Genomic DNA, 12,467 nt, shown 5'->3' with positions numbered 1-12,467 from the left:
CGCTGGCCATCGAGACGATCGGCTTTGGCGGCGGGTGCCACTGGTGTACCGAGGCCGTCTTTGCCGTGCTGAAAGGTGTCGGCCGGGTGGAGCAGGGCTTCATCCGGTCGGAGCCGCCCGACGATGGCTGGTCGGAGGCGGTGAGGCTGGGGTTCGACCCGGCCGAGATTGACCGCGAGGTGCTGATCGAGGTGCACCTGCGGACCCATGCCAGCATGTCCGATCATTCCATGCGCGGGAAGTACCGCAGCGCCGTCTACGTGACGGGCGAGGCGCAGGGCGAGGCCGTGCGCGAAAGCCTCGACCGGTTGCAGGCGGGGTTCGAGTGGCTGCTGGTGACGCGGGTTCTGCCGCTTGTGGCGTTCCGGGCATCGGAGGAGCGGTTTCAAAACTACCATGTAAAGCAGGCGGGCGGCCCGTTCTGCACGCGGTATATCGACCCAAAGCTTGACCGGCTGCGGGTAGAGTTTGCCGCGCATGTGAGGTGAACCCGACAGGCGCGAATTTCAGGTTGGCATGTGGCCTGTGGTCTTTATGCTGGCAGGTACAACTATAAAATCCGTCTTTTGGGAGGAGACACCATGCAGAAGATTTTCGGACTTGGTCTGACCACCGCGCTCGGGCTCGTATTCGCGAGCGAAGCCGTGGCGACCGAATGGAACGTGTCGGTCTGGGGCAAGCGCCGCGCCTTTACCGAGCACGTGGAGAAGCTGGCCGAGTTGGTGGCCGAGAAGACCGATGGCGAGTTCACCATGAACGTGAGCTATGGCGGACTGTCGAAGAACCGCGAGAACCTTGACGGGATTTCCATCGGCGCCTTCGAGATGGCGCAGTTCTGTGCAGGCTATCACCCGGACAAGAATCGCCTGATCACCGTGCTGGAGCTGCCGTTCCTCGGCGTCGAGAACCTCGACCAGGAAGTGGCGGTGAGCCATGCGGTGTACGACCACCCCGCCGTGCAGGACGAGATGGCGCAGTGGAACGCCAAGCTGCTGATGACCTCGCCCATGCCGCAATACAACATCGTGGGCACCGGCGAAGTGCGTGATTCGCTTGAGGATTTCGAGGGCATGCGGGTGCGCGCCACCGGCGGGCTTGGCGAAGCGTTCAAGGCCGTGGGCGCGGTGCCGACCTCGGTGACCGCGACGGAGGCCTACCAGGCGATGGAATCGGGCGTGGTCGATACCGTGGCGTTTGCCCAGCACGCGCACCTGTCCTTCGGCACGATCAACCAGGCCGACTGGTGGACCGCGAACCTCAACCCCGGCACGGTGAACTGCCCTGTCGTGGTGAATATCGATGCGTACGAGGGGCTGTCGGATGCCGAGCGCGAGGCGCTGGACAGCTCGGTTCCGGAAGCGATCGACCATTACCTGGCCAATTACGCCGAGCTGCTGAAGCGCTGGGACGAGGTGCTGGCCGAGAAGGAGGTCGAGAAGGTGACGATTTCTGAGGAAGAGCTGTCGGCCTTCCGGGAGCAGGCCGCCGACCCGATCCGCGAGCAGTGGATCGAGGACATGGAGGGGCAGGGCCTGCCGGGGCAGGAGCTGTATGACCTCGTGAGCTCGACGCTGGAAGAGGCGAAGGCCTCGAATTGATCGCATGATAACGGGCCGTCCGGGCGAGACCCGGACGGCCCTTACGATTCCGGATCAACCGGGACGGGGAGAGGACTATGGCCGGTGCTTCAACGGTGCTGGAAGATGGCAGCCTGCTCAGCCGGCTGGACAAGCAGCTTCTGAAACTCGAACGGTTCTTCGCGCTTCTGAGCGGGATCGCGGTGTTCTCGCTGATGTTCCTTGCGGCCTACTCGGTGGGCGGGCGGAAGTTCTTCGGCTCGCCGATGGCGGGGTATGTCGACTGGATCGAGATGCTGATGCCGCTCATTGCGTTCATGGGGATCGCCTATGTGCAGCGCGATGGCGGGCATATCCGGATGGATATCGTGATCGGGCAGTTGAAGGGCCGGGTTCTGTGGGCGGCTGAGCTGTTGTCGGTGGTGCTGATCCTGCTGTTGATCGTGGGGCTGATCTGGGGAAGCTGGGCGCATTTCGACCGGAGTTTCGACATGTCGCGCCCGCTCTGGAGCCGGGACAGCACGATTGATATCGGGCTGCCGGTCTGGCCGTCGAAGATACTGGTGCCGGTGGCGTTCTCGGTGCTGTGCCTGCGGCTGCTGATCCAGATATGGGCCTATGGGCGGGCCTTCGTGCTGGGGCTGGAAAGGCCGGTTTCGGTGCCGCTGATCCAAACGGTGGCGGAACAGGCGGCGCAAGAGGCCGACCAGCTTGAGGGGCGCGACTGATGGATTCCATAGAGATCGGTCTCTGGATCACGGGCGCCATGCTGGTGATGGTGGTCCTTGGGATGCGCGTGGCGTTCGCCGCCGGGATGGCGGGGTTCGTCGGGCTGGTGGTGATCTTCTGGTCGAAGAAGGATTTCGGCGGGGAGGATTTCACCTGGGCGCTGACGGTGGCGACGAAGACCGCGGGCCAGGTGCCGCATTCGAAGGTGTCGGCCCATGCGCTGAGCCTTATCCCGACATTCATATTGATCGGCTATCTCGCCTATTACGCGGGCCTGACGCGGGCGATGTTCGAGGCGGCGAAGCGGTGGATCGCGTGGCTGCCGGGCGGCCTGGCGGTGTCGACGGTGTTCGCCACGGCCGGGTTCGCCGCGGTGTCTGGCGCGTCGGTGGCGACGGCGGCGGTGTTCGCAAGGATCGCCATCCCGGAGATGCTGAAGATCGGGTACAACAAGCCCTTTGCCGCGGGCGTGGTGGCCGCGGGCGGGACGCTGGCGAGCCTTATCCCGCCCTCGGCGATCCTGGTGATCTATGCCATCATCGTCGAGCAGGACGTGGGCAAGCTTCTCCTGGCGGGGTTCATTCCCGGGGCATTCTCGGCGCTGGTCTATGCGCTGCTGATCGTCGGCATCGCGGTGGTGTTCAAGTCGGTCGGGCCGCCGGTCACGGGGTATACGTGGAAGGAGCGGTTCGTCTCGCTGCCGCCGGCGCTTCCGATCGTGGCGGTGGTCGTGATCATCATCTTCTTCGTCTACAACCCGTTCGGCGATGCCTGGGGTACGCCGACCGAGGGCGGCGCGGTGGGGGCGTTCATCGTCTTCCTGATGGCGCTGTACCGCGGGATGCGGTGGAAGGAGCTGAGATCTGCGCTGATCGAGACCGCGAAGCTGACGGTGATGATCTTCACCATCATCTGGGGCGTGCTGATCTACGTGCGGTTCCTTGGCTTTGCCGACCTGCCCGGCGCGTTCGCCGACTGGATCACCTCGCTCGAGATGTCGCCGATGCTGATCCTGATCTGCATCCTGCTGGCCTATGCGGTGCTGGGGATGTTCATGGACGCGATCGGGATGCTGCTGCTGACGCTGCCGGTGGTCTACCCGGCGGTGATGGCGCTGAACGGGGGCGAGATGGTGTCGGCGGCGGACAGCACGTTCGGGATGAACGGCACGATGTGCGCGATCTGGTTCGGGATACTGGTGGTGAAGATGGCCGAGTTCTGTCTGATCACGCCGCCCATCGGGTTGAACTGTTTCGTGGTGGCGGGCGTGCGGCCCGATTTGAGCGTGCAGGATGTATTCAAGGGTGTGACGCCGTTCTTCATCGCCGACGCGGTGACGATCGGGTTGCTGGTGGCGTTCCCGTGGATCGTGCTTTGGCTGCCGAGTTTGGCGTGAACCGGCTCGTGTGATGGCGCGAGGCCCCGGGTCAGGCCCGGGGCGGGTCGCTCAGGCTGCGAGGTCGCCCGGTGAGGGCCGGGGGAAGCGGTCGAGCGCGGTCATGACGATCTGGCGGGCGCGGGCGCCTTCCCAGTCTTCGCCGAGCAGGATGTCGGGCAGGTCGTCATGGCGCAGGCGCAGGCGCCGCCAGTGGTGCAGTGTCAGCACGCGGACCGCGCTGAGCGACAGGCTGTCCTGCGGCGGGGTGGCGGTGAGGATGTCGGTGACCGCCTCGGTGAGCTGGGCGTAATCCCGGCGGAGTTCAGGGGCGGCGACGGCGTCGGCCACCCATGCGGGCGCGGTGCCGGGGTCGAGCGGCGTGAGCCAGTAATCGGCGGGCAGGCCGGTGGCCGGACCGGCGAGGATGGCTGTGCGCGGCGCGAGGGCGGCGGCGGTTTTCGGCAGGGCGGAGGTGAAATCGGCGGCGGTGACGCTGGGCGGGGCGAGGATCATCTGCGCCGTGCCCACGGGCGGCTGACCGGTGGCATAGATGCGGCCGCGCACGGCCTGGGTTTCGCGCCAGCCCATGGCCGAGAGGCGGTAGGCGGCGTCGCGCCCCTTCTTCTCGGTCTGGATCCAGCCATCGCGTTTCAGGCGGTGGAGGGCCACGCGCATGGTGGGCGCCGTGAGCCCGATGCGCTCGATCAGGGCGTTGAGATCGCGACCCGAGATGCTGTCGTGACGGGCGACACAGAAGTCGCCCAGCACGGAAACGATCACCGACCACGCCTTGAGCGGGCCGCATTCGGCGAGTTGCTGGATTTTCCGTTCCGTGTCAGGCGCTTGCATATACATAGTATAGGCAGGCGCCGATACGTCCTCAAGTGGCGTTCATGGTGAGAAGTTCGTATTCGGCGACCTTCTCGTCATCCTGGTTGGTCAGGGTGACCTGCCAGCGCACCTCACCGTAATCAGGGGTGCGCGGGGTCCTGGCCTTGACGATCAGGCGGACCTTGATGGCATCGCCCGCTTCGACCGGCTTCATGAAGCGCAGGTTGTCGAGCCCGGTATTGGCTAGAACCGGCCCCTCGTTCGGTTCGACGAACAGGCCGGCGGCAAAGGAGATGAGCAGGTAGCCATGCGCCACGCGGCCGGGGAAGAACGGGTTCCGCTTCGCCGCCTCGTCATCCATGTGGGCATAGAAGGTGTCGCCCGTGAAGTGGGCGAAGGTCTCGATATCTTCCAGCGTGACGGTGCGGGCCGGGGTGTGGAGAGTGTCGCCGATGTCGAGCTCGGCGAACTTGCGGGTGAAGGGGTGGGCCGGGCGTTCGGTTTCCTCGGAGCCGAGGATCCACGTGCCGGTGATGGCGGTGAGCATGTCGGGCGAGCCCTGGATGGCGGTGCGCTGCATGTAGTGTTTCACGCCGCGGATGCCGCCCAGCTCTTCGCCGCCCCCCGCACGCCCGGGGCCGCCATGGACCATGTGCGGCATGGGCGAACCGTGGCCGGTGCTCTCCTTCATCGAGGTCCGGTCGTTGATGTAGAGGCGGCCGTGATAGGCGGCGGTGCCCAGCGTGACCTCGCGCGCGGTGGCGGGGTCGTGGGTGATCAGCGAGGTGACGAGCGAGCCGCCGCCGCGATTGGCGAGGTCCACGGCATGGCCGATGTCGCGATAGCCCATGATGGTGGAGACCGGCCCGAAGGCTTCGGTGTCGTGGATGCGCCGGGCGCGGTCGGGGTCGGTGCAGTGGTAGAGCATCGGGGGCAGGAAGGCCCCGGTCTGGGCGTCGTCGCCGTTGATGGTGAAATCATCGGGGTCGCCGAAGACGCGCTTGGCCTCGGCGCCGAGGATATCGAGCTTTTCGAGTACGTCACGCTTCTGGTCGGCCGAGACGAGGGCGCCCATGCGGGTGTCGTCGAGCCTCGGGTCGCCGGTGACGGATTTGGAGAGCTTGGCGGACAGCGCCTCGATCACCGCGTCTACATGGTCTTCGGGGGCGAGGATGCGGCGGGTGGCGGTGCATTTCTGGCCCGCCTTGGTGGTGATCTCGCTGACCGCCTCCTTGATGAAAAGGTCGAACTCGGGCGTGCCCGGTTCGGCGTCGGGGCCGAGGATGGACGCGTTGAGGCTGTCCTGCTCGGCCATGAAGCGGGTGGAGTTCTGCACGAGGTTCGGATTGCCGCGCAGCTTGGTGGCGGTGGCGGCGGAGCCGGTGAAGCCGACCACGTCCTGGCAGTCGAGCCGGTCGAGCATGTCGCCGATACCGCCCGAGACGAACTGTAGCGCACCTTCGGGCAGGATGTCGGCCTCGAGCATCAGGCGCACGCAGGCCTCTGTGACGTAGCAAGTGGCGGTGGCGGGTTTGACGATGGCGGGCATACCGGCGAGGAGCGTCGGCGCCAGCTTTTCCAGCATCCCCCAGACGGGGAAGTTGAAGGCGTTGATATGCACGGCGGTGCCGAGCAGTGGCGTGCAGATATGCTGCCCGAGGAAGCTGCCGGAGCGGGAGAGCTGTTCGAGATCGCCGTCGGAAAGGACGTGCCCGTCGGGCATTTCGCGGCGGCCCTTGGAGGCGAAGACGAACATGGTGCCGATGCCGCCGTCGATGTCGAAGGCGTGGTCGCGCTTGGTGGCGCCGGTGTCGTAGGAGATGTCGTAGAGTGCCTGCTTGTGCTCGGTCAGGTGCTGGGCCAGCGCCTTGAGCATGCGGGCGCGGTCGTGGAAGGTGAGCTTGCGCAGGGCGGGGCCGCCCCTGGTGCGGGCGTGGTCGAGCATGGCCTGCGTGTCGATGCCCTTGGTGCCGGCGCGGGCGATGACCTGTCCGGTGATGGCGCTTTCGATCTCGCGCGCCGAATCGTCGGGCGCGATCCATTCGCCGGCGGCGTAGCTTTTGACGTTCTTGAGGGTCATCTGGGCGCTCCTTCCATACGGGTGCGGGGCGTCGGAATCGACGGTCGGTTATTTATTGACCAACCGGTCGGTTTATGCAAGATGCGATTTGAATCAGGCGCGGGGAGGCAGACGCATGAGCGAGACGATTCTGGTGGAGGATCACGGGACCTGGGTGGAGATCACGCTCAACCGCCCGGACCGGATGAACAGCTTTACCGAGGAGATGCACAAGGCGCTTCGGGCCGCGCTGGAGGCGGCGCGGGACGACGGCAAGCGGGCGGTGCTGCTGACCGGGGCGGGCCGTGGCTTCTGCGCGGGGCAGGACCTTGGCGACCGAGATCCGTCGAAGATGGACGGGCCGCCGGACCTTGGCAAGACGGTGCGCGAGCTGTGGGCGCCGCTGGTGCGGCTGATCCGGTCGCTGGAGTGCCCGGTCATCTGTGCCGTGAACGGCGTGGCGGCAGGCGCCGGGGCGAACCTGACGCTGGCCTGCGATTTCGTGCTGGCGGCGGAAAGCGCCAAGTTCATCCAGTCCTTTGCCAAGGTTGGGCTGATCCCCGACACCGGCGGAAGCTGGCACCTGCCGCACCTCGTTGGCGAGGCGCGGGCGAAGGGGCTGGCCTTCACCGCCGAGCCGATCACCGCGCAGAAGGCCGAGGATTGGGGGCTGATCTGGAAGGCGCTGCCGGATGAGAGCCTGATGGAGGAAGCGCGGGGCTATGCCAGGCGGTTCGCGGAGGGCCCGACGCTGGGCTTTGCCGAGACCAAGGCGTGTATTCACGCGGCCGCGGCCAACACGCTGGACGAGCACCTCGAGCGCGAGGCGGTCGCGATGAAACGCTGTGGCGAGAGTGCCGATTATGCCGAGGGGGTGTCGGCCTTCCTTGGCAAGCGCGCGCCGGTCTTCAAGGGGGAATGAGCATGACGCCGAAGGAACGGGCCGAGAAGTCGGCCGAGGCGATGTGGAAGGGTGACCGGGCGAGCCAGTGGTTCGGTATGGAGATCGTCGAGGTCGACGAGGGCCGCGCGGTGATGCGGATGACCGTGGCGCCGGAGCATTGCAACGGGCACGGCATGTGCCATGGCGGCGTGACCTTCACGCTGGCCGACAGCGCCTTTGCCTTTGCCTGCAACAGTCGCAACCAGTCGACCGTGGCCCAGCACAACGTGATCAGCTACCTCGCGCCGGGGATGGCGGGCGACGTGCTGACGGCCCGCGCGGAAGAGACCGACCTGTCGGGCCGCAGCGGCATCTACGACGTGACCGTGACCAACCAGGATGGCCGCAAGATCGCCGAGTTGCGGGGCTTTTCCCGGACGATCAGCGGCAGCCTGTTCGACGAATGACGCGAGGGAGGACGCGATGAAGGACCTGACGCCGGAGAAATCGAGCCTCGATGCGATCGAGGTGGCCTCGATCGACGAGATCCGGAGCCTGCAATTGGACCGGCTGAAATGGTCGCTGCGGCATGCCTATGAGAACGTGCCGATGTACCGGGAGCGGTTCGATGCGGCGGGGGTGCATCCGGATGACCTCAAGTCGTTGAGCGACCTGGCGAAGTTTCCGTTCACCAACAAGGCCGACCTGCGGGACAACTACCCGTTCGGCTTGTTCGCCGTGCCGCGGGAGAAGATCGTGCGGGTCCATGCGTCGTCGGGCACCACGGGCAAGCCGACGGTGGTGGGCTATACGCGGAACGATATCGACATGTGGGCCGACATGGTGGCCCGCTCGATGCGGGCGAGCGGGACACGGCGCGGGGATATCGTGCACGTGGCCTATGGGTACGGCCTGTTCACCGGGGGCCTTGGCGCGCATTACGGGGCCGAGCGGCTGGGCTGTACGGTGGTGCCAGTCTCGGGCGGGATGACCGAGCGGCAGGTGACGCTGATCGACGATTTCAAGCCGACCACGATCATGGTGACGCCGTCCTACATGCTCAACATCCTCGAGCAGTTCCACAAGGCGGGGCTGGACCCTCGGGAAAGCTCGCTGGAGGTGGGGATCTTCGGGGCGGAGCCGTGGACGAACGCGATGCGGTCCGAGGTGGAGGAGGCGTTCGACATGCACGCCGTCGACATCTACGGGCTGTCCGAGATCATGGGGCCGGGCGTGGCCAATGAATGCGTCGAGACCAAGGACGGGCTGCATATCTGGGAGGATCATTTCTTTCCCGAGATCATCAACCCCGAGACCGGCGAGGTGGTCGAGGATGGCGAGATGGGCGAGCTGGTCTTCACCACGCTGACCAAGGAAGGCCTGCCGATGATCCGCTACCGGACGCGCGATCTGACGCGGTTGTTGCCCGGCACGGCAAGGAGCCTGCGGCGGATGGAGAAGATTACGGGTCGGTCGGACGACATGATCATCCTGCGGGGCGTCAACGTCTTCCCGACGCAGATCGAGGAACAGGTGATGGCGACCGGTGGGTTGGCGCCGCATTTCCAGATCGAGCTCTACAAGGCCGGGCGGATGGATGCGATGCGGGTGTTCGTGGAGGCCGATCCGAAGGCCGCCGACGAGGCCAGCAAAAACGCCGCCGCAAGGATGCTGACCAAGCATATCAAGGACGTGGTGGGCGTGTCGGCCGAGGTGGTCGTGGGCGAGCCCGGTGACGTGGCCCGCTCGCAGGGCAAGGCGCAGCGCGTGGTCGACAACAGGGCGAAGGAGTAAGGCTTGGCCCGGACGATCGCCAAGGACCACGACGAGAAGCGGGCGCATATCCTGGCCTCGGCCGCGAAGGTGTTCGCGACCGAGGGGTTCGACCGGGCGTCGATGACCCAGCTGGCGCGGGATTGCGGGATCTCGAAGGCGAATATCTACCACTACTACGACGGCAAGGAAGCGATCCTTTACGATATTCTCGAGACGTACCTGCGGGAATTGCGGGACCGGGTGTGCGGCATTTCGCTTGAGGGCCTCGGGCCGGAGGATCGGGTGCGGGCCGTGGTGCGCGAGGTGCTGCTGGCCTACCAGGGCTCGGACCACGAGCACCGGGTGCAGGTGAACGGCGTGGGGCGTTTGCCGGCGGATCAGCAGACGGTCTTGCGGGGCTACCAGCGCGAGATGGTGGTCTACGTGGGCGAGGTTCTGAAGGGCGTGGCGCCCGAGGCGCTGGGGCAGGACAGTGCGAGGCTGCGGTCGGTGACGATGTCGGTGTTCGGGATGCTGAACTGGTACTTCATGTGGAACAGCGGCGCCGGGCCGGAGGCAAGGGAGGATTACGCGCGGGTGGTCGCCGACCTGACCCTGAACGGGGTGCGCGGGGTCTGAGGCGGGGTTGACGCCGGGGCCCAATCAACGAAGGGTGAACGGGTTTCCACCAACCCCCAGGAGAGTGCCATGGCGGACCGCCCGGACGAATTGCAGACCTTCCTAGATGCCAGTCTGGATGCGTTCGAGGCGCATGCGGATCATCCGCGGGCGCAGGCCTCGCTGGCGAAGATCCGGGCGGCGCTGGCCGAGCCCGGGGAGATGGCCGAGAAGGGTGCCGGGCGGCTGCCGGTCTGTGCCCTGCTTGACGAGGTGGCGGTGCCGGAGCGGTTCGAGGCGCCGGATTTGCGCCGCGTTATCAAGGCGTTCGGCGATATAGAGCCGCGGCTGACCTGGGAGATAAGGGGCGGCGACATGTCGACCGCCAGCGAGAATATCGCCGAGGGCCATGCCAATGCGAGGATCGTCGGCCCCGGCGGGATCGAGCGGAGGTCGGACGTGTGGCTGGGCGTGTCGCTGCTGGCGCCGCATGTGCGCTATCCCGATCACAACCACCCGCCGGAGGAAACCTACCTGGTGTTCAGCGAGGGCGAGTTCCGGCACGGCGACAGCGGCTGGTTCGCGCCGGGGGTGGGCGGCTCGCTGTACAACGAGCCGGGGATTTCCCACGCCATGCGGACGGGCGATGCGCCGATGTTGGCGATGTGGGCGCTGTGGGCCGGGGACCGTACGGAGGCGTAGGGTAAGGCCGGGTTTTCGACGTCGGTATCGCGTCGGTAAAACGTCGGTATCTGGTCGGTGTTCCGGACGCGGGGCCGGAGCGGGGTTTAGCACGGCGGCGCGGCGTGTGGCGAATTCTTGAAAAGAATTCGGATCGGACTCTTTTAAAGAGTCCGGGTCCCCGGTTGCGGTGATGGGGGAGCGCCCTTGGCTAGACCCACTTGGCCATGGGCGGGAGGCTCATCAGCACCGCCTCGGGGTCGTGGCTGGTGGCGAGGCCGAACTTGGTGCCGCGGTCGTAGACGAGGTTGTACTCGGCATAGAGGCCGCGGTGGATGAGCTGGGCGTCCTTCTCGGCCTCGCCGAATTGCATCCGACGCCGTTTTTCCACCAGCGGCACGAAGGCCGGCAGGAAGGCGCGGCCGATGTCCCGGGTCAGGGCGAAATCGGCCTCCCAGCTTCCGGAGTTCTGGTCATCCATGAAGATGCCGCCCACGCCGCGGGCGCGGCGGCGGTGGGGGATGTAGAAATACTCGTCGGCCCAGGCCTTGAGCCTTGGGTATTCCCCCGCGCCATGCGGGTCGAGCCAGGCCTTCTGGGTGGCGTGGAAATGGCCGGTGTCCTCGTCATACTCAATGCAGGGGTTCAGGTCGGAGCCGCCGCCGAACCACCAGGCGCCCGGGGTCCAGAACATGCGGGTGTTCATGTGGACGGCCGGCACGTGCGGGTTCTGCATGTGGGCGACGAGGCTGATGCCGCTGGCCCAGAAGCGGGGGTTCTCCTCGATCCCGGGCACGCCGCGGGCGGCCATCGAGGCCTGGGCCACCTGGCTGAGCGTGCCGTAGACCTCGGAGATGTTGACGCCGACCTTCTCGAACACCCGCCCGCCGCGCATGACGCTCATGAGGCCGCCGCCGGCATCGGAGCCGTCCTCGCTGGTGCGGCTGGTTGCCCTGACCTCGAACCGGCCGGGTTCGGCAGCGGCGAAGGGGCCTTCGGCGTGGCTTTCCTCCAGCTCCTCGAAGGCGGCCACGATCGTGTCGCGCAGCTCGCGGAACCAGGCAGCCGCTCGGGCCTTTTCCGCCGTCATCTCTCCGGTCATGTTTCCGGTCATCTGGCCCCCCGTTCAGTGTGCCGGCGCCGCCACCGGATCGAGCAGGGTGCGGCCGCCATCGACCGTCATGATCTGGCCGGTCATGAAGCCGGAACTGTCGCAGGCGAGGTATTGCACCGCCTCGGCGAGCTCCGTCGCGGAGGCGATCCGGCCGAGCGGGGTGTGATCCTCGATATCGGCGCGGAAATCGCGATTCTCGCGCAGGGTGCCCTGGAGCGAGGCGCTCATCACCGAGCCGAAGGCCACGGCGTTGACCCGGATCCGGTGGGGCGCGAGGGCCACGGCAAGGCTGCGCGTCATCTGGTCGAGCGCGGCAGAGGAGACGGAGAACGCCAGCAGGTCGGGATGGGTGCGGCGCGCGGCGATCGAGGAGAGGTTGACGATGGTGCCGACCGGGCCGCCCTCGCGCGCCTCGGCCTGCTTGATCATCCGCTTGGCGACAAGCTGGCTGGTGCGCAGGGCGGTCAGCAGGTTCTGGCTGAGGAGTTGCTCGACCGCGTCGTCATCGGGGTTGAGCGGGTCGGAGACCAGCATCTGGCGCGAGGCGTTTACAAGGATGTCGACCTGGTCGAAGGCGTCGATGGTGGCCGACAACAGGTTGGCGAGCGTCAGCTTCTCGCGCAGGTCGCCCGCGAAATAGCGCTTGTTGCTGCCTTCCTCGTTTTCGCCAACCTGCTTGATGAGCTGCTTCTCGTCGATATCGGCGAACATCACGTTCGCGCCCTTGTCGACGAAATGCCGCCCGATGGCGAGGCCGATGCCGTTCGCCCCGCCGGTCACGATCGCGGTCTTTCCGGAAATGGAAAATGACATGGTCTACCCTTTTGTGCCTGTGGGATATC

General features: G+C 66.3%; 13 protein-coding genes. 9 read left to right on the top strand and 4 right to left on the bottom strand.

From position 1 onward, the window contains the following. Positions 1–2: 2 nt before the first annotated feature. The 4 genes from QUV18_RS02260 (at position 3) to QUV18_RS02245 (ending at position 3,702) form a co-directional block, all read left to right on the top strand. Positions 3–488, top strand: a complete 486-nt coding sequence (locus QUV18_RS02260) for a peptide-methionine (S)-S-oxide reductase (RefSeq protein ID WP_300892037.1) — start codon at positions 3–5, stop codon at positions 486–488. 93 nt (positions 489–581) lie between these two features. Continuing rightward, the gene (locus tag QUV18_RS02255; RefSeq protein ID WP_300891694.1) at positions 582–1,598 is read left to right on the top strand and encodes a C4-dicarboxylate TRAP transporter substrate-binding protein; all 1,017 of its coding nucleotides are present in this window, start codon (positions 582–584) and stop codon (positions 1,596–1,598) included. 77 nt (positions 1,599–1,675) lie between these two features. Next, positions 1,676–2,305 (top strand): TRAP transporter small permease, encoded by a 630-nt coding sequence (locus tag QUV18_RS02250; RefSeq protein ID WP_300891692.1) that lies wholly within the window; start codon positions 1,676–1,678, stop codon positions 2,303–2,305. Beyond that, on the top strand, positions 2,305–3,702 hold the full coding sequence (locus tag QUV18_RS02245; RefSeq protein WP_300891690.1) for a TRAP transporter large permease: 1,398 nt from the start codon (positions 2,305–2,307) through the stop codon (positions 3,700–3,702). Before QUV18_RS02250 ends, QUV18_RS02245 begins: the two co-directional genes overlap by 1 nt. Before the next feature lie 51 nt (positions 3,703–3,753). Here the strand turns inward: QUV18_RS02245 and QUV18_RS02240 are convergent, their stop codons facing one another. After that, entirely contained in the window at positions 3,754–4,533 is a 780-nt protein-coding gene (locus QUV18_RS02240; RefSeq protein ID WP_300891688.1) for a PaaX family transcriptional regulator C-terminal domain-containing protein, read from the bottom strand. A gap of 31 nt (positions 4,534–4,564) precedes the next feature. Continuing rightward, a complete protein-coding gene (paaZ, locus tag QUV18_RS02235) occupies positions 4,565–6,595 on the bottom strand; it encodes a phenylacetic acid degradation bifunctional protein PaaZ (protein WP_300891686.1) in 2,031 nt (676 codons plus the stop codon). A 115-nt stretch (positions 6,596–6,710) separates the two neighbouring features. Here paaZ and paaG point away from each other — a divergent pair, with 115 nt between their 5' ends. The 5 genes from paaG to QUV18_RS02210 all read left to right on the top strand — a co-directional run bounded on the left by paaG (position 6,711) and on the right by QUV18_RS02210 (position 10,532). Continuing rightward, positions 6,711–7,496, top strand: a complete 786-nt coding sequence (gene paaG / locus QUV18_RS02230) for a 2-(1,2-epoxy-1,2-dihydrophenyl)acetyl-CoA isomerase PaaG (RefSeq protein WP_300891684.1) — start codon at positions 6,711–6,713, stop codon at positions 7,494–7,496. A gap of 2 nt (positions 7,497–7,498) precedes the next feature. Beyond that, positions 7,499–7,924: a hydroxyphenylacetyl-CoA thioesterase PaaI gene (gene paaI, locus QUV18_RS02225; protein WP_300891682.1), complete on the top strand. Its 426-nt coding sequence runs from the start codon at positions 7,499–7,501 to the stop codon at positions 7,922–7,924. A gap of 16 nt (positions 7,925–7,940) precedes the next feature. Continuing rightward, complete coding sequence (gene paaK / locus QUV18_RS02220) at positions 7,941–9,251, top strand: phenylacetate--CoA ligase PaaK (RefSeq protein ID WP_300891680.1); 1,311 nt, start codon at positions 7,941–7,943, stop codon at positions 9,249–9,251. A gap of 3 nt (positions 9,252–9,254) precedes the next feature. After that, on the top strand, positions 9,255–9,851 hold the full coding sequence (locus QUV18_RS02215) for a TetR/AcrR family transcriptional regulator (RefSeq protein WP_300891678.1): 597 nt from the start codon (positions 9,255–9,257) through the stop codon (positions 9,849–9,851). 69 nt (positions 9,852–9,920) lie between these two features. Further along, positions 9,921–10,532 (top strand): dimethylsulfonioproprionate lyase family protein, encoded by a 612-nt coding sequence (locus QUV18_RS02210; protein WP_300891675.1) that lies wholly within the window; start codon positions 9,921–9,923, stop codon positions 10,530–10,532. A 190-nt stretch (positions 10,533–10,722) separates the two neighbouring features. On the opposite strand, the gene hemF is transcribed toward QUV18_RS02210, so the two are convergent. Continuing rightward, positions 10,723–11,613: an oxygen-dependent coproporphyrinogen oxidase gene (gene hemF / locus QUV18_RS02205; protein WP_300892036.1), complete on the bottom strand. Its 891-nt coding sequence runs from the start codon at positions 11,611–11,613 to the stop codon at positions 10,723–10,725. A 24-nt stretch (positions 11,614–11,637) separates the two neighbouring features. Then, the gene (locus QUV18_RS02200; protein WP_300891673.1) at positions 11,638–12,438 is read right to left on the bottom strand and encodes an SDR family oxidoreductase; all 801 of its coding nucleotides are present in this window, start codon (positions 12,436–12,438) and stop codon (positions 11,638–11,640) included. Between the last annotated feature and the right edge of the window lie 29 nt (positions 12,439–12,467).

It is taken from the genome of Roseovarius sp. (genome assembly GCF_030373445.1).
Taxonomy (GTDB): domain Bacteria; phylum Pseudomonadota; class Alphaproteobacteria; order Rhodobacterales; family Rhodobacteraceae; genus Roseovarius.
Note: the sequence above shows the minus strand (reverse complement) of the source record. Positions and strands in the feature narration are given on the sequence as shown.